This is a genomic window from Algoriphagus aquimarinus (genome assembly GCF_900112005.1).
GTDB lineage: Bacteria > Bacteroidota > Bacteroidia > Cytophagales > Cyclobacteriaceae > Algoriphagus > Algoriphagus aquimarinus.
In genome coordinates, this window is record NZ_FOKK01000005.1 from 1 (window position 1) to 19,787 (window position 19,787).

General features: G+C 40.9%; 18 protein-coding genes and 2 rRNA genes. 13 read left to right on the plus strand and 7 right to left on the minus strand.

The window, feature by feature from the left end; all coding sequences use genetic code 11:
* From BM291_RS07615 to BM291_RS07665, 11 genes are all read left to right on the plus strand, one after another.
* Positions 1-238: ribosomal RNA gene (locus BM291_RS07615) — 23S ribosomal RNA — on the plus strand; the annotation flags it as partial.
* A gap of 161 nt (positions 239-399) precedes the next feature.
* Positions 400-511, plus strand: a 5S ribosomal RNA gene (gene rrf, locus BM291_RS07620).
* Between the two features lie 452 nt (positions 512-963).
* Positions 964-1,743, plus strand: coding sequence for a phenylalanine 4-monooxygenase (locus BM291_RS07625; RefSeq protein WP_092895977.1), 780 nt, complete (start codon positions 964-966; stop codon positions 1,741-1,743).
* Positions 1,744-1,855: 112 nt separating this feature from the next.
* Positions 1,856-2,452, plus strand: coding sequence for an imidazole glycerol phosphate synthase subunit HisH (hisH, locus tag BM291_RS07630; protein ID WP_092895979.1), 597 nt, complete (start codon positions 1,856-1,858; stop codon positions 2,450-2,452).
* A 177-nt stretch (positions 2,453-2,629) separates the two neighbouring features.
* Positions 2,630-3,346 carry a 1-(5-phosphoribosyl)-5-[(5-phosphoribosylamino)methylideneamino]imidazole-4-carboxamide isomerase gene (gene hisA, locus BM291_RS07635; RefSeq protein WP_092895981.1) on the plus strand — a complete coding sequence of 239 codons (717 nt, stop codon included), beginning with the start codon at positions 2,630-2,632 and terminating at the stop codon, positions 3,344-3,346.
* A gap of 229 nt (positions 3,347-3,575) precedes the next feature.
* Entirely contained in the window at positions 3,576-4,331 is a 756-nt protein-coding gene (hisF, locus tag BM291_RS07640) for an imidazole glycerol phosphate synthase subunit HisF (protein ID WP_092895983.1), read from the plus strand.
* A gap of 168 nt (positions 4,332-4,499) precedes the next feature.
* Complete coding sequence (hisIE, locus tag BM291_RS07645; protein WP_394333448.1) at positions 4,500-5,099, plus strand: bifunctional phosphoribosyl-AMP cyclohydrolase/phosphoribosyl-ATP diphosphatase HisIE; 600 nt, start codon at positions 4,500-4,502, stop codon at positions 5,097-5,099.
* Positions 5,100-5,451: 352 nt separating this feature from the next.
* Positions 5,452-7,053, plus strand: a complete 1,602-nt coding sequence (locus BM291_RS07650; protein ID WP_092895985.1) for a BCCT family transporter — start codon at positions 5,452-5,454, stop codon at positions 7,051-7,053.
* A complete protein-coding gene (locus BM291_RS07655) occupies positions 7,050-7,916 on the plus strand; it encodes a universal stress protein (RefSeq protein ID WP_092895987.1) in 867 nt (288 codons plus the stop codon). Before BM291_RS07650 ends, BM291_RS07655 begins: the two co-directional genes overlap by 4 nt.
* Positions 7,917-7,964: 48 nt before the next feature.
* On the plus strand, positions 7,965-9,416 hold the full coding sequence (locus tag BM291_RS07660; protein ID WP_092895989.1) for a M24 family metallopeptidase: 1,452 nt from the start codon (positions 7,965-7,967) through the stop codon (positions 9,414-9,416).
* Between the two features lie 12 nt (positions 9,417-9,428).
* On the plus strand, positions 9,429-11,081 hold the full coding sequence (locus BM291_RS07665; protein WP_092895991.1) for a M1 family metallopeptidase: 1,653 nt from the start codon (positions 9,429-9,431) through the stop codon (positions 11,079-11,081).
* 147 nt (positions 11,082-11,228) lie between these two features.
* On the opposite strand, the gene BM291_RS07670 is transcribed toward BM291_RS07665, so the two are convergent.
* Positions 11,229-12,548 carry a S41 family peptidase gene (locus BM291_RS07670; protein WP_092895993.1) on the minus strand — a complete coding sequence of 440 codons (1,320 nt, stop codon included), beginning with the start codon at positions 12,546-12,548 and terminating at the stop codon, positions 11,229-11,231.
* Positions 12,549-12,603: 55 nt separating this feature from the next.
* On the minus strand, positions 12,604-12,996 hold the full coding sequence (locus BM291_RS07675; RefSeq protein WP_092895995.1) for a Dabb family protein: 393 nt from the start codon (positions 12,994-12,996) through the stop codon (positions 12,604-12,606).
* 167 nt (positions 12,997-13,163) lie between these two features.
* Between BM291_RS07675 and BM291_RS07680 the strand changes: the two genes are divergently transcribed.
* Positions 13,164-14,150 carry an aldo/keto reductase gene (locus tag BM291_RS07680; protein ID WP_092895997.1) on the plus strand — a complete coding sequence of 329 codons (987 nt, stop codon included), beginning with the start codon at positions 13,164-13,166 and terminating at the stop codon, positions 14,148-14,150.
* Positions 14,151-14,213: 63 nt separating this feature from the next.
* On the opposite strand, the gene typA is transcribed toward BM291_RS07680, so the two are convergent.
* The 5 genes from typA to BM291_RS07705 all read right to left on the minus strand — a co-directional run bounded on the left by typA (position 14,214) and on the right by BM291_RS07705 (position 18,563).
* Positions 14,214-16,019, minus strand: a complete 1,806-nt coding sequence (gene typA, locus BM291_RS07685; RefSeq protein ID WP_092895999.1) for a translational GTPase TypA — start codon at positions 16,017-16,019, stop codon at positions 14,214-14,216.
* 208 nt (positions 16,020-16,227) lie between these two features.
* A complete protein-coding gene (locus tag BM291_RS07690; protein ID WP_092896001.1) occupies positions 16,228-16,926 on the minus strand; it encodes a hypothetical protein in 699 nt (232 codons plus the stop codon).
* Entirely contained in the window at positions 16,923-17,537 is a 615-nt protein-coding gene (locus BM291_RS07695) for a hypothetical protein (RefSeq protein WP_092896003.1), read from the minus strand. The genes BM291_RS07690 and BM291_RS07695 overlap by 4 nt, the downstream gene beginning before the upstream one ends.
* Positions 17,534-18,196: a hypothetical protein gene (locus BM291_RS07700; protein WP_092896005.1), complete on the minus strand. Its 663-nt coding sequence runs from the start codon at positions 18,194-18,196 to the stop codon at positions 17,534-17,536. Before BM291_RS07700 ends, BM291_RS07695 begins: the two co-directional genes overlap by 4 nt.
* Positions 18,197-18,215: 19 nt before the next feature.
* A complete protein-coding gene (locus BM291_RS07705; protein ID WP_092896007.1) occupies positions 18,216-18,563 on the minus strand; it encodes a PadR family transcriptional regulator in 348 nt (115 codons plus the stop codon).
* A gap of 230 nt (positions 18,564-18,793) precedes the next feature.
* Between BM291_RS07705 and BM291_RS07710 the strand changes: the two genes are divergently transcribed.
* Positions 18,794-19,708: a glutaminase gene (locus tag BM291_RS07710; protein WP_092896009.1), complete on the plus strand. Its 915-nt coding sequence runs from the start codon at positions 18,794-18,796 to the stop codon at positions 19,706-19,708.
* Positions 19,709-19,787 lie beyond the last annotated feature (79 nt).

Here is a 19,787-nt window from a genome sequence, read left to right on the forward strand (position 1 = left end):
GACCTTAGTACGAGAGGACCGGGTTGGACTGACCGCTGGTGTACCGGTTGTGATGCCAATTGCATTGCCGGGTAGCTACGTCGGGAAGAGATAAGCGCTGAAAGCATCTAAGTGCGAAACTCCCCTCAAGATGAGACTTCCAAATAGGGCCGTCAGAGACGATGACGTTGATAGGCTATAGGTGTAAAGGCAGTAATGTCATAGCCGAGTAGTACTAATTGCCCAAAAGCTTACGCTACGTTTGTTACAGTTTCTGCAAAAACATGTTATTAAAAAGTCCGAAGTCGGAAGACCGAAGACCGAAGAACTTAAAATATTAGACGCAGCATGCGAGTCAAGGACTAGTTGAGATACGAAAGAGATCTTGCTACTTGCTACTAGCTACTGAAGTCTTACAATTTAGGCGGCCTAGCGCAGGGGTCCCACCTCTTCCCATCCCGAACAGAGAAGTTAAGCCCTGCAGCGCCGATGGTACTGGGGTTACACCCGGGAGAGTAGGTCGCCGCCTCATTTATTCAAGCCCTTTGGTTCATTCCAAAGGGCTTTTTGGTTTTATAGCCTTTTTATAGACCATCCTCCCACCAACGCAGCCTACCTTAACTAACGAAAATACACTCGTTTACTCCAACATGTGGGGTAATGGCCAGGGGATTTGAGGGTTTTATGAGTCAATTCTTCTAATTCCTTTTAGGAAACCTGTTGTGATATATTGCTTTAGCAGAATCACTTAGTATCTTAGCGCTATGAATCCAACACCAAGAACGTTCGTACATCATTCTTACTACCATCTTCGATGAAGGGATAGGATGACTATGGATTTTTGGTAAAAAATAATATAGAGGCCTATTCCTAATCGGAATGGGTCTTTTTTGCTTTCAGGACCGTTATACTGCTTCTCGAGAAGTGGGACAACATAAGTAGAACTTAAGAGTTAACCAGAATACAGAATACAACCCAAATACCATGAATACAAAACAAAAAAACTGGGTCTTCAGTGACCTAAGACTCCAAAAGCTGAGGCAGGAGTATGAACTATATACTGCCGAAGACTTCAGTGTTTGGAAGATTCTCTTTGAACGACAAATGCCGAATTTACCTAAAGCTGCTTCCAAAGCTTATCTGGAAGGAGTAGAGCAAGTCAAGTTCTCTGCAGATAAAATTGCCAATTTTGATGAATTGAATCAGGTCTTGGTAAAAAGTACTGGTTGGGAAGTGCAGGTAGTTCCTGGGCTGATTGATGATGATTTGTTCTTTGGCTTGTTGAATAATAGAAGGTTCCCTTCTTCAACTTGGCTTCGCACAATGGAACAACTCGATTATTTAGAAGAACCTGATATGTTTCATGATGCATTTGCGCATATGCCTCTTTTGACAAATCAGCCCTATGTGGACTTTCTAGAAAATTTATCTGGTATTGCACTAAAGCATATTGATAATCCTTGGGCTATCCAATTGCTAAGTAGGATTTATTGGTTTACAATTGAGTTTGGACTCATTAAAGAAGAAGGAGAGTTAAAAATATATGGTGCGGGGATACTAAGTTCAGCTGGAGAGACTAAATTCAGCCTTTCAAACGAACCGACCCATCTCGTGTATGATGTTCGGAAGATTCTCAATCAGGAATACTGGAAAGATCGCTTTCAAGATAAATACTTTGTGATTGAGAGTTATAAGCAACTCTATGAATCATTGCCTGAAATAGAGGCCGTGCTGGAGGAGATGTTGGTGGATGGAGAGAAGTAAGTAGTAATAGGTAGTAGGTGAAAAGAGGAAGTGAAAAAATAAATGTGGGATGACGGATGTCCGATGCTGGGTGTTTACATCGGACATCGGACACCTAACACCCGACAACAAAATGAAAATAGCAGTTATCAAATATAATTCCGGAAATGTACAGTCGGTGCTTTATGCATTGGAAAGGCTAGGGGCAAATGCTGAACTGACGGATGACCCGGAAGTAATACGTGCCGCGGATAAGGTGATTTTCCCAGGGCAAGGCGAAGCAAGTACAGCCATGAAATATCTTAAAGAGCGTAAGCTTGATCAATTGATCGCGGATATCAAACAACCTTTTTTGGGTGTTTGTCTCGGCTTGCAGTTGCTTTGTGAACATTCTGAAGAAAACGATACGGAGTGCTTAGGGATTTTCCCAGTTAGGGTAAAGCGTTTTCTGCCAGAGAACTCTCAGGAGTTCAAAGTGCCCCATGTAGGATGGAATGAGTTGGAGAATCTGACTGATACTCCATTGCTAAAAGATCTACCTGCCAATCCATTTGTCTATTATGTGCACAGTTTCTATGCTGAGTTGAGCGAATTCACAATTGCCCAGACACATTATATTCATGATTTCTCAGGAATTCTTCACCGGGATAATTATTATGCAATGCAGGCTCACCCTGAGAAAAGTGGGCTGGTAGGTGAGAAGATATTGGAGAATTTTCTAAGCTTATAATTCAAGTTATTTACGATTTATGAAATACGATTTACGAGCATATTCGGAACTTCAAATGAAATCTTCAAAGGTTTACCACATTGAATTGACGATTGAAGTTCATGTTGATGTCGTAATTCAAAAATCGTAAATCGTAATTTTCCAATCTTTCAATTTTCAAATTTTCCAATTCAAAAAATGCAAATCATTCCAGCCATAGACCTCATCGGAGGCAAATGTGTCCGACTTAGTCAGGGCGATTACAGTAGCAAAAAAGAGTACCATGACGATCCTTTGGAAATGGCCAAACGCTTTGAAGGCGCTGGAATACGAAGATTGCATCTAGTAGATCTTGATGGAGCTAAAGCTAAAAAGATTGTGAATGCAGATGTACTTCAGCGAATCAGCTCAGGCACAAGTTTGCAAGTGGACTTTGGAGGAGGAATTCAAGCTGACGAGGAAATTGAGAAAGCTTTTGAATTGGGCGCTCAGCAGGTGACAGGAGGAAGTATTGCAGTGAAAAATGCAACACTTTTTCAAGCTTGGATTACGAAGTATGGCTCTGATAAAATTATCCTTGGAGCAGATGCCAAGAATAAGAAAATTGCTGTTGGAGGTTGGGAGGAAACTACTTCGGTAGATTTGATTCCTTTTATCAAAGACTACGTAGCCAAAGGAATAAGCTATGTGATCTGTACTGATGTAGCTAAAGATGGTTTACTTCAGGGGCCATCTACGGATTTATACAAAGAGATCTTGGAAGAAATTCCTGGAGTGAAATTGATCGCAAGTGGGGGTGTATCCTCTGTCAAAGACCTCGAAGACCTGGAGAAAATCGGGGTTTATGGGACGATAGTCGGAAAAGCGTATTATGAAGGAAGGGTGACGTTGGAGGAACTAGCAGCGTTTGGGTGATAAGGATTTACGAAATACGATAGAGATATTTACGAGTTACGAATGACGATTTACGAGGTAAATTAGAACCTCAATCAGAATTTCCGATTCGTAACTTCTAAAAAGGCAAAAGATAGAAATGAGGATAAACGCTAGCAAAGACCTCGTAAATCCCATATCGTAAATCGTAATTACGAATAATGAATGAAGAACGCCGAATAATGAATAATGAAGTTTTGAATACAAGAAGATGTTAACCAAAAGAATAATTCCCTGTCTGGATATAAAAGATGGTCGTACGGTCAAAGGTGTGAACTTTGTAGAACTGCGGGATGCTGGTGATCCGGTGGAGCTAGCGAAGATTTACTCTGACGAAGGTGCTGACGAATTGGTGTTTTTGGATATCACTGCTACAGTGGACAAGCGTAAGACCTTAGCCGAACTCGTAACCAAAGTGGCCAAAGCTATTAATATCCCATTTACAGTGGGAGGAGGGATATCTACTGTTGAAGATGTGAAGTTTCTACTCAATGCAGGAGCAGATAAAATCTCCATCAATTCGGCGGCCGTACACAATCCTCAAATCATCAATGAAATGGCTGCTGAATTTGGTTCGCAGTGTATAGTAGTGGCGATCGATACAAGAAATATTGACGGAATTGACTTTGTGCATACCCACGGAGGTAGAAAAGCGACTTTGCTAAGAACTCAAGCTTGGGCTCAGGAAGTTTGTGATCGAGGTGCTGGAGAAATTCTTTTGACGTCAATGGATCATGACGGAACCAAAGCAGGTTTCTCAAATGAGCTTTTATCAGAGATTTCATCTGCGCTTTCTATTCCAGTGATTGCCTCTGGCGGTGCAGGAAGTATGGAACATTTCAAAGATGTGTTTACCTTCGGGAAAGCGGATGCTGCATTGGCGGCGAGCATTTTTCACTTTAAAGAAATAGGTATCCCGGAATTGAAGGGGTATTTGGTGGATGAAGGTGTGAGTGTTAGGAAGTAACCTTTGAGGTGTTATTTTGAAGGAGGCACGACTGAAAAATCTCCTCGAAGGTTTAAATAGTGATTGATAGTTTTTCCATAAAGTTTTCTCAGCCAATAAGTGAAAACAAATAGTAATTTAAAAATCAAAACCTTCGAGGTTTTGAAAACCTCAAAGGTTATCATAGACATGAATATAGATTTTAAGAAAATGGACGGTTTGGTGCCAGCAATAGTTCAGGATGCGATCAGCGGAAAAGTGCTGATGCAGGGTTACATGAATGAAGAGGCAGTTGCTAAAACCAAAGAATCAGGAATGGTGACTTTTTTCTCTCGTAGTAAAAACAGACTTTGGACTAAAGGGGAGACTTCTGGCAATTTCATCGAGTTGGTAAGCATGACTTCAGATTGCGATGGTGATTCAATTTTGGTGAAAGCCAATCCAAGAGGCCCTGTTTGTCATACGGGTTCAGATACCTGCTTTGAAGAAGTAAATACTTCCAAGACCGGTTTTATCGATCAATTGAGAGCTATCATCAAGGATAGGAAAACCAATCCAACTGACACCTCTTATACAGCATCTCTTTTTGCCAAAGGCATCAATAAGGTAGCCCAAAAGGTAGGAGAGGAAGCCGTGGAGATTGTGATCGAAGCAAAGGACGATAATAAAGAACTCTTTATGGGTGAGGCGGCAGATTTGCTATATCATTATCTTGTGCTACTTGAAGCTAAAGGCTATGAATTGGATGAGGTGATGGATGTGCTGATAGATAGACATAAGAAAAAGTAAGCATGTTTGATGGTCTTTGTTGACAGAGGCCAGCTTGGTAAAGGTTATAAAAGCTCTAGGGTTGAAGATAATTCAACCCTTTTTCTTTGTGGCAAGTAGAATTCCTTAACTTTTTATTTCATTCCCTATATCGAGATAATTGCATATATGATTATCCGTAATGATGCCAGTCACAAAAATCTCTTTGCTTGCCCGGCAGGAAGACCGAAGTGTCCCTAGATGCTAGTGTTTACCAAATTCTGTAATGCTTTAATTACTTTACTAGCAGAAAAGCGGATATACAGAATTACATAAATCGATAAGCACAAGATTCACTTGAAAGTGCTTTTTAAACTAATAGAATTTTCAGCTTATGAAAAACAAGTACGTAGACATCCATAATCCTGTATTTTTCCCAACGGTCATTTTGTTGGTTGTATTTATGGCGGTAACCATAATTGTGGGGGAACCCATGTTGGTTTTATTTGATTCCTTTAAAACTTTTGTGACAGAAAAGACCGGTTGGTTATTCATTTTGGCAGTCAACTTTTTTATAATTTTCTGCCTCTATCTAGGCTTTAGTAAGTATGGATCCATCAGATTGGGTGGAAAAGACGCTAAGCCGGACTTTTCTACCAGTTCTTGGTTCTCCATGCTTTTTAGCGCTGGGATGGGAATTGGCTTGTTATTCTATGGTGTGGCTGAGCCAGTTTCTCATTATGCCAAACCTCCAGTAGCAGACCCCTTTACTGTTGAATCAGCCCAAGATGCGATGAGTTTTACATTCTTGCATTGGGGAATCCATGCTTGGGCCATCTATGCTGTGGTAGCATTGTCCCTGGCATTTTTTGCCTTTAATAGAAATATGCCTTTGACTATGCGGTCAGTTTTTTATCCCGTACTGGGTGACAGGATTTATGGCTGGATGGGTGATGCGATTGATATTTTCTCTGTATTAGCTACCATATTCGGCTTGGCTACTTCTTTGGGAATCGGCGTACGACAAGTGAGCGGGGGACTTTCCTATGTATTTGGTACACCAAATAACGTGTGGGTTCAGGTAGCCTTAATTGCTGGGATTACTGCCATAGCGACCATCTCAGTCGTATCTGGAGTAGATAAAGGGGTGAAGTTCCTAAGTGAATGGAATGTGCGAATAGCAGGCTTACTCTTATTATTCGTGTTGATTTTCGGCCCAAGCCTATTTGTATTTAAGTCATTTATACAGAACATGGGTGTCTATGCCAATGAACTGGTAGAATTGTCAACTTGGACTGAAGCTTTTGTCAATAAGGATTGGCAGGGAGACTGGACAGTGTTTTACTGGGCTTGGTGGATTTCCTGGTCACCTTTTGTTGGAATGTTCATTGCCCGAATTTCAAAAGGGAGAACGATTCGTGAGTTTATTTTTGGGGTATTATTAGCGCCTAGTATTTTGACTTTCTTCTGGATGACGACTTTAGGCGGATCTGCTATATTTTTAGATATGCAGGACACATTAGCTGGGGGAAATCATGAATTTGCCAAGGCAATAATCTCAGACGAATCAACCGCCTTATTTGTCTTTCTGGAGAAATTCCCACTGAGAATGGTCGGTTCTGTTTTAGGGATACTATTGGTTGCCAGCTTTTTCGTGACGTCCTCTGATTCTGGATCTTTAGTGGTCGATAGTATCACTTCCGGTGGTAAGCTCAACACACCTACTCCTCAGCATGTATTTTGGGCGACGACCGAAGGTGCTGTTGCCGCAGTGTTGTTAGTGGGTGGTGGACTCACTGCTTTGCAGACGGCCACGATTTCGACAGGTTTGCCTTTTCTCTTTATCTTGACAGTCATGTGTTATTCGCTGCTGAAAGGGGTAAAAAAGGAATATGCCATGGACAAACAACTGGCAGAAGATATTGATCAAAAATCCTACGCCAACCGCCTGACGAAAGTAATAATGAAGCAAATCGATAAAGATAAAAAGCCATGAAGCCATTAAAGAACATTGGGATTTTTCTGGATCTGAGCGAGACGGATGAGTTTTTGTTGCACTATTTCAAAAAGCTGGATGATGTATTCGAATTTGATTCACTCACCTTGATACATTTTGTAGCCTTAGAGAGCGATTCTGCAGATCTAGCAGCTTTGACTCAGCAGCTTCCCAAGCCACTGGAGGAAGTCTTGGAAGATGAGGTTATGGAGTTAGTCGAAAAAGTTTTTGGCAAAAAGAAATCCAGTATTCACATTAAAATAGCTCTGGGTGGAAAATTGGATGCACTCATCAAGTGGGTGGATTCGCAGTCTTTCAATATGTTGGTGCTCGGGAAAAAAGCCAAGGAAGAAGGTACTGGCGTATTTAGTAGCAAAGTAATTCGACTGACTGATTCTGATTGCTTGTTTGTGCCGGAAGGCGCCAAGACAGAATTTAAAAGCATCGTATTGGCGCTGGATTTTTCTGACTATTCAGAGAAGGTAATCGTGCGCGGCTTGAACTTGTCTAAGAATCTTTCTTCGAAATTGATGCCTGTACATGTGCTTAAAGCTGGTTTTCAATATTTTCCCTACTTCATAAATCAAGAGAAATATCAAAAAACGCTTCGTGCGAAAGCTGAGAGTACTTTTAAGAAAATTCAAAAGAAAACTGGACTTGCCGAAGAATTGATTTGTGTGGAAGACAGTGGTAACCATATTAGCAGGTCTATACATGAATATGCTGCAGAGCATCAAGCCAATTTGATCATCATTGGAAACAAAGGTAATGCAGATGCAGATGATCTACTGATAGGTAGTGTAGCAGAGCGATTGACTTATGCTGAGCGGAAAGTTCCTATATTGATTGTCAAGCCCAATTGACCAGATTTAAATTATTTATTTAACCAACATTTGAGCATTATTTTATCTATGAAAATTAAAAACACCATAACAGTTCTCCTGTTTTTGCTGTCTATAATTCCAGCAATTGCGCAAGAGAAAAACTACTATCAAACGGATTTCTCAAAAGAAGAATTTGCTACCAGAAGAGCAAAGATTTTTGATGCTATAGGAAATCAATCCATTGCAGTCATCCAAGGAGCAGGCGGTACTCCAGGCGTCAGCGTTTTTCGCCAATCCAATTCCTTCTATTATTTGACAGGAATAGAGTCCCCACACGCATACCTTCTTATCAACGGCAAAAGCAAGAAATCGACATTATATCTTCAGCATAGAGATGAGGGTATGGAACGAAATCAGGGTAAGGTTCTTTCAGCAGAAGATGCAGAGTTGGTAAAAGAACTTACGGGAATCGATGAGGTAAAAGGTATTGAGAAACTGGCTTCAGACCTTTCTGGAGCAGGTGGCTTAGTCAAACCATCCGGTCCAGCGCTTTTTGTGGAATTTAGTCCAGTAGAAAGTGGAAATGATAGTCGGGACGAACTTTTGTCTAAGCAAATTATGGCTGCCTCAGATCCTTGGGACGGTGCACCGTCCCGTGAAGCCAACTTTATTGCAAAGCTAAAAGCTACATTCCCACAATTTGAAATCAAAGATCTTACGCCAACGCTGGATAACTTGAGACTGATCAAAAGTGAAAAGGAAATAGCTATTATCCGTAAGGCTACTGAGATCGCCGGCTTGGCGATCATCGAAGCAATGAAATCTACTAAACCAGGTGTGTACGAATACCAACTTGGTGCAGCGGGTAAGTATGTGTTTTCACTTCATGGAGCAATGGGAGATTCATATCCTGCGATCATAGGAGGAGGAACAAATGCTTACATGGGGCATTATTTCCAAAAGACAGACCAACTTGTAGATGGAGATTTGGTGCTGATGGATTATGCGCCCGACTACAAGTATTATTCTAGTGATGTGACTCGAATCTGGCCTGTGAATGGCAAGTTTACAGATGAGCAAAGAGCGCTTTATGAGTTTATAATAGCGTATAGAGATGCACTTTTTAGATACATCAAACCAGGAGTTACTTCCAACGAAGTGCTGGATCAAGCTGCTGCAGAGATGAAGAAATATATGGTAGGTAAGGCTTTTGTGAAGCCCGCTCATCTGAAAGCTGTTGAAGAAGGAATTAAGTTTCGTGGACATTTTCAGCATCCAGTTGGAATGATCGTTCACGATGTAGGACGAGTGCATGGTGTGAAATTGGAGCCTGGAATGGTGTTCACAATTGATCCGATGATCTGGATTCATGAAGAAAGGCTATATGTAAGAATAGAGGATGTAGCAGTAGTTACTAAAGACGGAGTGGAAAATCTGAGTGCATTCGTGCCTACGAGTATAGCAGAGATAGAGCAGACTATCTCTGAAAAAGGGATAATTGATTTTAGCCCTGCCGTTAAACTACCTCTTGATAAATAACCCTCCTATTTGATGATGTCTACCATAAAATACGGAATACTAAGTCTTACTTTCCTGTGTCTCTTTGTTACTTATTCCTTTGCAGATAAGTATCCCAAAAACCCTAAAGTCAATATTCTGAATTATCAATTTCAGATCGAACTGTCTGATGACACGGATGAGATCAAGTGTAAAGCGAAAATCGATGTCAGTTATTTGGGAGAAGGGGTTCAAGTTCTAAGATTGGATTTGACCAAGGCAAGTGAGGCCTTAGAGAATAAAGGAATGACTGTGAGCCAAGTGATGGCTGATGGAAAAGAACTGAGTTTTACCCATGAAGGGGATGCCTTGAAAATTACCTTACCAGCAGCTTCACGCGTTAACCAACGCAGCCAATATACAGTGGTCTATTCTGGAGTTCCTGCTACAGGGCTTAAGATTGCGAACAATAAACATGGAGATCGTACTTTCTTTAGTGATAATTGGCCAGACAAAGCGAGAAACTGGCTGGCGGTAGTGGATCATCCCTATGATAAAGCTACGAGTGAGTTTGTGGTGACAGCTCCTGATCATTATCAAGTGGTGTCCAATGGTCTTAAGGTCGAAGAAACAGATTTAGGAAATGGAAATAGGTTGACTCACTGGAAGCAATCTGTTCCGATAGCCTCTTGGTTATACGTCTTAGGTGTGGCAGAATTTGCGGTACAGCATGTAGATGATTTTGACGGAAAAGCTATCGAAACATGGGTTTATCGTCAAGATAGAGATGCAGGATTTTATGATTTTGCAGAGCCCACCAAAAAAGCACTCGAATTCTACAGTGATTACGTAGGACCTTTTTCCTATGAGAAACTAGCGAATATTCAATCCAATAGCGTGAGTGGTGGTATGGAAGCTGCATCAGCAATTTTATATTCTGAGGGATCAGTTGTAGGAGATAGAAATGAACGCTGGAGAAATGTAGTGATTCATGAGATTGCACATCAATGGTTTGGCAATGCTGTGACAGAATACGATTGGGATGATGTGTGGCTGAGCGAAGGCTTCGCTACTTACTTCACGTCACTGTTCATCGAGCACCAATACGGGCAAGATGCTTTCATGGAGCAAATGACAACAAGTAAGAAGCGTGTTGATTCTTTTCATGCAGAAAACCCAGGGTATACCATTATTCATGACAACCTGGATGATATGAGTAAGGTCACCACCTCGCAGACTTATCATAAGGGATCATGGGTCTTGCATATGCTTCGTGGTATGATTGGCGATGATTTGTTCTGGAAAGGTATTCGAACGTATTATGCGAAATACCAAGATTTGAATGCTACGACAGCTGATTTCAGAAGAGAAATGGAGGAAGTGTCAGGAGTGGATCTTGGGGTTTTTCTAGAGCAGTGGCTATACAAGTCAGGAGCGCTTGTTGTGGATGGATCATGGTCTTACGATAAGAATAAAAAAGCATTGAATATCTCATTGAATCAAACTCAGGATGACGGGAGCTTATTCGTAATGCCAATTCAAGTGGGTATTTATCAATCTGACATTATAAAACCTGTGCTAGAAACGGTGACAATAAATAAAGAGAATAATACATTCTCTCTGCCAATAAACTTCGAACCTACCAAGGTGGTTCTGGATCCAGATTCATGGGTTTTGATGGAATCTGCCTTTCAGAAGAAAAAGTAAAAATAGTTTTAACCGCAGAGAATAACGCGGAGGCCGCAAGGCTGAAGTTTCTTAATAGATATAGTGATTAGTCCTGCTTCTTCGGAGGCAGGACTTTTTTGATTTTAACCAATCTGTTTGGATGATTATCTAAACAACAAACCCAATTCAATAAGCAGGAAACTCCTGCTGTAATCCTTTGAATTGATCGATCATTTCCCATTTGGGTCTGTAGAAAGTATTCAACAACCTTCCTCCGACCGATCCATTTTGCAGGACATGCAATACTGCAGCAAAGCGGAGGTCATTTGGGTCGCCCCAGTTGAATTGAGGAGAGTCACCGACAGCAAAGTCCGCAGGGAATCCATCGAAATACTCTGCTTTTCCTTCAGAGTTTGCCGTGGCAAATGTGATAGGTACCAGTTCTACGTTATTTTGCTTTAAGATATCATTGTAGCTGGACAGAGGAAAAGAGCCAACCGGTTTCCCGTAGGTATTATCACCAACTAGCGTGATATCGAAGTAGGGCTCTAAGCAATTAATAACTAATTCTGAAGCAGATGCGGATCCTCTGGAGGTGATGAAAATCAATTTGTCAAGATTTAAGCTACCAGCCTTCTTGAAATTCACGCTTCTTTGAAGGCTAGTCTTTAAGGAATTGAGTTTGTTGGTATACATCAATTTGCCAGTATTAGACAATTGAATCAGGTAGTTGTTGATCTGCTCTGCCACTGCAACTGACCCGCCGCCATTGTATCGTAGATCTATGATCAGTTCATTGATACCAGCGTCTTCGAAAAATTTCATGGATTCATCCACTTCCAGACTTTTGGTAGGTGATTGCCCTGCCGTAGCTTTGAAACTTTGGTAAACCCAGTAACCAACTTTTTTACCATCAAGGTCAATGACTTCTTTATGAAGTACTGAGTTTGACTGGTATTCAGCTTTTACGTTTGTACGCGTGCTTGTTGTACCATCGGGTAATTTGAATGTAAAGGAATTTGTAATTCCGGGATCTGAAGTTCCTAATTGGAAATCGTATCCCCCTGAGGCGTTTTTGTATGCCGAGATAGCTTTCCCATTAATTTCTATAATCTCCCAACCACGTTGCCAGCCATCTTTTCCCGCAGGGGACTCATCATATACAAAAGTCAAGTATAGTCTCTCAGCAGCATCGAACGCAAATCCAAATCCGTGTCCTGCATTTTTGCCGACAAATGCATTGTTAAATGCATCTTGAGTGGTTAGGTAGGAGAAGCGATCTAATGGCTTAAAGGTGATTGCATTTAGGAATTCTTCGTTCGAAGAATAATTCGCAGAATTTATAGAAGTAGGTAGCTCTGTGTTCCAGTAGTACCATTCCTCCATAGATTCAAAAATAGCACCTCTCACCTTGTCCGACTGCGGATCAGGTATTATTTCATCTTTTGGACTGCAAGACCAGATGAGTAAAATCATTAGTCCGAAAATCCACTTTGCATTATTCATATTTCAGGATTGACTGTTGTACTAACTACGAGTGAGAGGTGCTTTTGGATCTTGATTAGATCGCGATGTCGTAAACCTGGACTTTTTTCCACATATGGGAATACTTATCGATAAATTCTAAGTGCAGTGGGTCTGACTGATATACCAATTGATCTTCTAGGCTATCAAAGAAAGCCGTACAAGACACTTGGAAGCTATGGTCTACCACTTCTCTGTCTTCAGTAGCCGCAGGCGTGCCAGCGATGAATTTACCTACCGTCTTGCAGCGACCCAGCATAGGCACTGCTTCTGTGAGGAACTCTTTAGTATTTGCTTCATCATGAAGCCAAAAGTAAACTTGGTGAATCATTTTTTGTTTTGCCATTTGGTTAGCGATTGAGGTTATAGGTAAGACAGCTGTGGCACTTGCCACGCCGATTGTTTTGATAAATTGTCTTCTAGATTTCATTTGTTGAATGGTTTTGGTTTGAGGAGTGATTGGTTTTTTCTAACGGACAAATATCACTTCGAACCGTGATTCTAAAGATAAAAATTTAAATTACTTTTAGATAATCAGGCGATTTTTTGCCTTCCTTTTGAATAGCAATTCCCTTTTTTCAATAAAACTGCAGAAGTATGAATTATAGAATCTTAGGTAAGACCGGTTGGAAAGTATCAGAAATTGGTTTGGGTACTTGGCAAGTAGGAGGAGGTTGGGGTAAAGCTTTTAACCCCAAGGTTGCTGAGGAAATACTTCACGAAGCTTTTGACAAAGGGGTTAATTTTATAGATACAGCCGATGTGTATGATGGTGGTGCGAGTGAGGCTGCTGTAGGGCAAGCTGTACGAGCTCGATCAGAAAAGATTTTTGTGGCAACTAAATGTGGCAGAAGGATCCAGCCGCATATCGATGAAACCTATACTATTGATCGGCTGCGACGTCATGTGGAAGACAGCCTTCGCAACACTGGACTCAATAGACTGGATTTGATCCAACTTCATTGCCCTCCTACTTCAGTTTATCAACGGGATGATGTATTTGGGTTATTTGAAAAGCTGAGAGCAGAAGGGAAAATAGCTGCCATGGGAGTAAGCGTGGAAAAAGTGGAGGAAGCCAAAAGTGCGATGGAATACGATGTTGTTTCTAGCGTACAAGTTATTTTCAATATGTTCAGGCAAAAACCCGCTGATGAGCTTTTTAAACTTGCATCCACAAAAAATGTAGGGTTAATTATTCGTGTTCCATTGGCTAGTGGGTTGCTATCAGGAAAAATCACTGCAGAAACCACTTTCTCCAAGGATGATCACCGTCATTTTAACCGTGAAGGTAAAGCATTTGATAAGGGAGAGACTTTTGCAGGAGTTCCATTGGATAAGGCCTTTCCAGCAATAGAAGAGCTTCGAGAACTTTTTAAAGGGGATGGCGCTTTAGCAGCTCTTGCACTTCGTTGGGTATTGATGTACGATGAGGTTAGTGTAGTGATTCCTGGTGCTTCTAAATCATCACAGTTGGAAGCAAATGTAAATGCTGGGCAATTAGCGGCTATTACGCCTGAGCAAATGGATGCTGTGAAAAAAATCTATGACAAGCATATCCGCTCCGAGGTTCAAGATCTTTGGTAATAAAAAAAATCCCTCAAACTATCGCTTGAGGGATTTCAATATATTCTTGATTCTAAGATTTACTTAAGAATCTTTCTTAGCGTTTCTAGTTCTTTCGCCTTCGTCCAAGAAGATTTTTCTCATTCGGATAGACTTAGGAGTGATCTCTAGGTACTCATCCTTCTGGATGTATTCCATAGATTCTTCTAAAGAGAATTTCTTAGCTGGAGTGATACGCGCGTTATCATCAGATCCTGAAGCACGCATGTTGGTCAATTTCTTGCCTTTCTGCACGTTCACCACGATATCATTGTCACGGGAGTTTTCTCCGATCACCTGACCTGTGTATAGATCGTCTCCTGGCTCTACGAAGAAAGTACCTCTGTCCTGAAGTTTATCGATCGCATAAGCAGTACACTGACCGTTATCCATAGAGATTAATGATCCATTTACTCTGCCTGGAATATTTCCTTTGAAAGGCTCGTAAGCAGTAAATCTATGGTTCATGATTGCTTCACCTTGAGTAGCGGTAAGCATGTTGTTTCTCAAACCGATCAATCCTCTAGATGGAATGTTGAATTCCAAGTGCTGAAGATCACCTTTTGGCTCCATGATCACCAACTCACCTTTACGCTGAGTTGCAAGTTCGATCACCTTACCGGAAGTTTCCTGAGGAACGTCTACTACCAATGTTTCGATAGGCTCACATTTCACACCGTCGATTTCTTTGAAGATCACCTGAGGCTGACCAACCTGAAGTTCGTAACCTTCTCTTCTCATCGTTTCGATCAAAACTGACAAGTGAAGGATACCACGACCGTAAACCAAGAACTTGTCTTCAGAATCAGTTGATTCTACACGAAGAGCAAGGTTTTTCTCAGTCTCTTTCATCAAACGATCTCTCAAGTGACGTGAAGTCACAAATTTTCCTTCTTTACCGAAGAAAGGAGAGTTGTTGATTGTGAAGAGCATATTCATCGTAGGCTCATCGATGGAGATTCTAGCAAGAGCTTCTGGATTCTCAGCATCAGCGATAGTATCACCGATCTCGAAATCTTCGATGCCTGTTACTGCACAGATATCACCTGCAGTTACTTCCGTAACTCTAAGTTTACCAAGACCTTCAAACGTATGAAGTTCTTTTACTTTCATCTTTTTGATAGAGCCATCAGCTTTCATCAAAGCGATCTGCTGACCTTCTTTGATTGAGCCTCTTTTCACACGGCCGATAGCTATTCTACCTACGAAATTGGAGTAATCCAATGAGGTGATTTGCATCTGAAGTGTACCTTCGTCGATTTTTGGAGCTGGAATGTGTTCCAAGATTGCGTCCAAAAGAGGGAAGATAGTATCTGTAGGGTTTTTCCAATCAGGACCCATCCAGTTTTGCTTAGCTGATCCGTAAAGCGTCTGGAATTCCAGTTGCTCTTCGGTAGCGTCCAAGTTGAACATCAATTCAAAAACTGACTCATGAACTTCGTCTGGGCGACAGTTTTCTTTATCTACCTTGTTTACTACTACGATAGGAGTCAGTCCAAGATCCAATGCTTTACCCAATACAAATCGGGTCTGTGGCATAGGGCCTTCGAATGCATCCACCAAAAGGATCACACCATCAGCCATTTTCAATACTCGCTCTACTTCACCACCGAAATCGGCGTGACCAGGGGTATCGATAATGTTAATTTTAGCGTCTTTGTAGCGAACGGATACGTTCTTTGAAAGAATTGTAATTCCTCTTTCACGCTCCAGGTCATTGCTATCAAGAATCAAATCTTGAAACTGCTGGTTTTCTCTGAAAATCTGAGAAGCGTGAATGATTTTGTCCACGAGTGTAGTCTTGCCGTGGTCAACGTGTGCGATAATCGCGATATTCCGAATATTCTGCATGGTTTGCCTGATTGAGGCGCAAAAGTACAAATAAAATTTTGGAGTTGGGTTATCTACCTGTGAAGTTTAACGTTATGTGTCCTGAAGAGCTTATTTAGTACAAAAAGTGTTTTTTAGTTTGTGGCCACTCTTTATATATATGTGCAAAAAACTGTGTTATATCCGTGGCTATTAGGAAAAGGGTTGGTTCCAATCGGTCGTTTACTACTCAAGATTCGTAGATCGTCTGTAGCTTTCTGGTTTCATCAATTGATCTGACGAGAACTCGGGGGATTAAAAAGATACATATAAAGCAAGCGGAAATAGCCATAACTGATAGCCAAGTCAAAATACTTTGAGGACTAAAGTCAAAAGGATAGTATGGGTTTTCTAATCTGCGCATTCCAAACATACTGACTTGCAGCATGAGGTTGAAGAATGTAAATGAATGCACTGAACTTCGGTAGGATACATAGTTCTTCATTGATTTGTTAGCCTTCCAATACCTAGCGATGATGAAGATTACCGCTAGTATGGTAAAAGCCCCGCCCCAAACTGGCAAACCTACTTTCTCTCCAAAAAGGAGGCTGTTCATACTTAGCCAATACAGCATAAATCCCAAAGCTATAGGGTATATCAGTCTAGAACTGGTGAAAATCGACTTAAATTCTTCCCAAAAAAATCTCTGATAGCGCTTCTCTATACTTTTGGTGTAAGACTCTGCCAGATCACTGAACCCAAAAATCCCGAATTCCCCATGAACTTTTCGGAAAGCATCGTCAAGTTTCATGTCTGGCTTTTCTTCCAAAAGCACTTCCACCTTGCAAGCCACATGATCCAGGATCTCGTATTGCAGATCGATCTCAGGATATCCTTTATAGGAAATCAGTTTTTTGAGGGTGTCAATTTGGGAAGGGGAGAGTTTCATGTTACGCTAAGTTTTTTGGTCTGAAACACTACCTCTGAAAGTCCTGCGATATACAGAAGAGAAAGTAAAAAAGTGATCAGATAAATAGCGATTTGAGGGGGTATGCCAAGCCATACGATAAAATCAAGATTAAGCACAACTTGTGAAATACAGACAATAAGCCAAAGTGTATTTCCAGCAGCTACAACTTTTGAATTTTTTAATAGACCTCCCCAAAGCCCCATAAGAGCCCATCCTACGGTAGCACTAATGAATATGGTTTTCACATGCTTTTCGGATGCCTCAGGGCTTTGGTCAAAATAAATGAAGAATAGGCAAACTGCAAAAAGTGGAATGCTTTTCAATAGTATTGATCCTTTTAGCATATTAGAGACAATTGTTTTAAAAAAACCTAAGTGAGAGGCTACCAAAAGCTTCATTTGAAAATTGAAGGGATTAATGTCTTTTTGTGCACTTTCTAAAGCTTCTTCAAAAGGGATTCCTTGTTCCATCGCGTCTTCTACTTTTGATGCAATATGATCTACCATTTCAGCTCTGATATCATCATAATAGATCTTTCCTCCAGACAGAGAGGATTGAATTTGGGAGATTTGTTCACTAGTTAGTTTCATATAGCAGTTCTTTGAGCAGGTAAATCAGAGGCAATGGCCAATAAGCTAATTGAGTACATAACACTAAAGATGGTAACTATTGCCGTTGCCCAAACAAATAGGGTATTTGAATGAATCTCACCCCTAGTTAATACACTTGGTATAACATAAATCCACATAAATATTGTGTTCAATATCCCAACTCTTTTGATGATAGTAGCAGAAGAGATGGAGACCGTTTTGTGACTGAGCCTAAAGGAAAGAGCATCTCTTTTCATGAAAAACACTCCAGCTGTGGTAATGAGAATAATAACTAAAAATACGAGGATTAATTCTGAAGCAGGGATGATGAAAATGGCTATTGCTAGTAACGCAAATCCTATGATGCTTGCCAACAACCCTTTAAACCCACGGTTCCAAAACTTCAGGAAATCAAGTTGTGCTACCCATATTTGCTTTGATACATTTTTTTCTAATTCCTTATCCATTCCTTTCACCACTGACCAAGAAAAAGTATCATTGAGTTTGGCGATGATTGAAGGAGAATCGATCTCTGTAGAATTCTCTAACGTAGTACAGTAATGATCAAAAATCTCTTCATACACTTCAGTATAGCGGATATGGAGGCTTTTCTGCCTAGAATGGATCCATAGAAGTTCCTGTTCTGTAAGTTTTCTCATAGCTTCTTGAGTTAAAAAATCAGATATTAAAACCAGGTTTAAGGTCTGGAGTCAGGATTCGTTGGAGGTTTTCTACGAATCCTTGCAACTCAGACATTTTGCTGGTGACTTCCTTTTGCCCGTCCTTGGTCAGCCTATAGTATTTCCGCACGCGGTTATCCACTTGTTGTATCTCGGTGCTGAGCAACCCTTCGGCTTCCAGTTTGTGCAGCGCAGGGTAGAGCGCGCCTTCGGTGATTTTGATTTCACCCGCAGTCAGTTCTTTGACACGTTGGGTAATCTCATAGCCATACATTTTTTCATTTTCTTCCAAGAGTTTGAGGATGATAGTCTGCAGAGAGCCTTTGATAAGATTGTTGTTCGACATGGTTTTGCTGTATTACCTAGCTTCTTCAAATATATAAAAATATTATATACATAAGATTCTGAGGCATGTTTTTTTTTTCTGGAAATTAGTTTGAACTGATGGGTATCTGCGTTTACTAATTAAGATGAGACCGGAGACCGGAGACGGGAGCTTCTGTCTTCGGTCTCCCGTCTTCCAGCTTTTCTCACAAAACTCTTTCATTCTCTCTCAATTTTCCACAAATTTCTCAAATGGACTATCAGGGACTAATTGAAGAAGTGTATCATGAGGTACAGGCAGAGAATCTCAAAGGTAAAGTCGCTGACTACATACCTGAAATCGCGAATGTAGATCCCAATCAGTTTGGGATTGCTTTGGTGGATCTCAAAGGGAATGTATATGGTGTAGGTGATCACCAGGTTCCGTTCTCTATCCAAAGTATCAGCAAAGTGCACACGCTGACCATGGTATTTAATGTGTTCAATACGAAGCTTTGGTCTCGGGTGAACGTGGAGCCAAGTGGAGATCCATTCAACTCTATCGCTCAGTTAGAGTATGAAAAAGGTATTCCTAGAAATCCTTTTATTAATGCAGGAGCGTTGGTGATCACAGATGCCCTGTGCAGCAAATTTGAAAACCCGATAGATCAACTTTCAGAGTTTATCAATGAACTAGCAGGTGAAACCTGTGTGAAAATCAATCCGGATGTCATGAATTCTGAAAAAAATCATGGGGAACGCAATACTGCATTGGCATATTTTCTGAAATCTTACAAAAACTTTAATAACCCCATCGAAGAGGTGCTCAATGTGTATTTTTCTCAATGTGCTATTGAAATGAGCTGTGTAGACCTAGCCAAATCCTTTTCATTTTTAGCCAATGACGGCTTTTCTATTTTTGCCGATAGACAGATCTTATCAGAAAGCAGCGCCCGACGTATCAATGCACTCATGCTGACCTGTGGGTTTTATGATGAAGCAGGAGAATTTGCCTATAGAGTTGGGCTTCCTGGGAAAAGTGGGGTAGGTGGAGGAGTGGCTGCAGTGATGCCGCATAAGTTTAGTATTGCGGTGTGGAGTCCTGAACTTAACGAAAAGGGCAATTCAATTAAATCAATACGGGCTTTGGAACTGTTAACCGATAAGTTGTCATTCTCTTTATTTTAAATCTGACTACGGTTCAATTTTGGATTAGAGTTAAGTTTTTTGATCAGCGTGTACCTTGATTTTTACAATAAATACCTGC

What these genes read in the sequence shown, in the direction of transcription:
- BM291_RS07625 (WP_092895977.1), top strand. Translation starts at nt 964, where the DNA reads ATGAATACAAAACAAAAAAACTGGGTCTTCAGTGACCTAAGACTCCAA.
- hisH (WP_092895979.1), top strand. Translation starts at nt 1,856, where the DNA reads ATGAAAATAGCAGTTATCAAATATAATTCCGGAAATGTACAGTCGGTG.
- hisA (WP_092895981.1), top strand. Translation starts at nt 2,630, where the DNA reads ATGCAAATCATTCCAGCCATAGACCTCATCGGAGGCAAATGTGTCCGA.
- hisF (WP_092895983.1), top strand. Translation starts at nt 3,576, where the DNA reads ATGTTAACCAAAAGAATAATTCCCTGTCTGGATATAAAAGATGGTCGT.
- hisIE (WP_394333448.1), top strand. Translation starts at nt 4,500, where the DNA reads ATGAATATAGATTTTAAGAAAATGGACGGTTTGGTGCCAGCAATAGTT.
- BM291_RS07650 (WP_092895985.1), top strand. Translation starts at nt 5,452, where the DNA reads ATGAAAAACAAGTACGTAGACATCCATAATCCTGTATTTTTCCCAACG.
- BM291_RS07655 (WP_092895987.1), top strand. Translation starts at nt 7,050, where the DNA reads ATGAAGCCATTAAAGAACATTGGGATTTTTCTGGATCTGAGCGAGACG.
- BM291_RS07660 (WP_092895989.1), top strand. Translation starts at nt 7,965, where the DNA reads ATGAAAATTAAAAACACCATAACAGTTCTCCTGTTTTTGCTGTCTATA.
- BM291_RS07665 (WP_092895991.1), top strand. Translation starts at nt 9,429, where the DNA reads ATGATGTCTACCATAAAATACGGAATACTAAGTCTTACTTTCCTGTGT.
- BM291_RS07670 (WP_092895993.1), bottom strand. Translation starts at nt 12,548, where the DNA reads ATGAATAATGCAAAGTGGATTTTCGGACTAATGATTTTACTCATCTGG.
- BM291_RS07675 (WP_092895995.1), bottom strand. Translation starts at nt 12,996, where the DNA reads ATGAAATCTAGAAGACAATTTATCAAAACAATCGGCGTGGCAAGTGCC.
- BM291_RS07680 (WP_092895997.1), top strand. Translation starts at nt 13,164, where the DNA reads ATGAATTATAGAATCTTAGGTAAGACCGGTTGGAAAGTATCAGAAATT.
- typA (WP_092895999.1), bottom strand. Translation starts at nt 16,019, where the DNA reads ATGCAGAATATTCGGAATATCGCGATTATCGCACACGTTGACCACGGC.
- BM291_RS07690 (WP_092896001.1), bottom strand. Translation starts at nt 16,926, where the DNA reads ATGAAACTCTCCCCTTCCCAAATTGACACCCTCAAAAAACTGATTTCC.
- BM291_RS07695 (WP_092896003.1), bottom strand. Translation starts at nt 17,537, where the DNA reads ATGAAACTAACTAGTGAACAAATCTCCCAAATTCAATCCTCTCTGTCT.
- BM291_RS07700 (WP_092896005.1), bottom strand. Translation starts at nt 18,196, where the DNA reads ATGAGAAAACTTACAGAACAGGAACTTCTATGGATCCATTCTAGGCAG.
- BM291_RS07705 (WP_092896007.1), bottom strand. Translation starts at nt 18,563, where the DNA reads ATGTCGAACAACAATCTTATCAAAGGCTCTCTGCAGACTATCATCCTC.
- BM291_RS07710 (WP_092896009.1), top strand. Translation starts at nt 18,794, where the DNA reads ATGGACTATCAGGGACTAATTGAAGAAGTGTATCATGAGGTACAGGCA.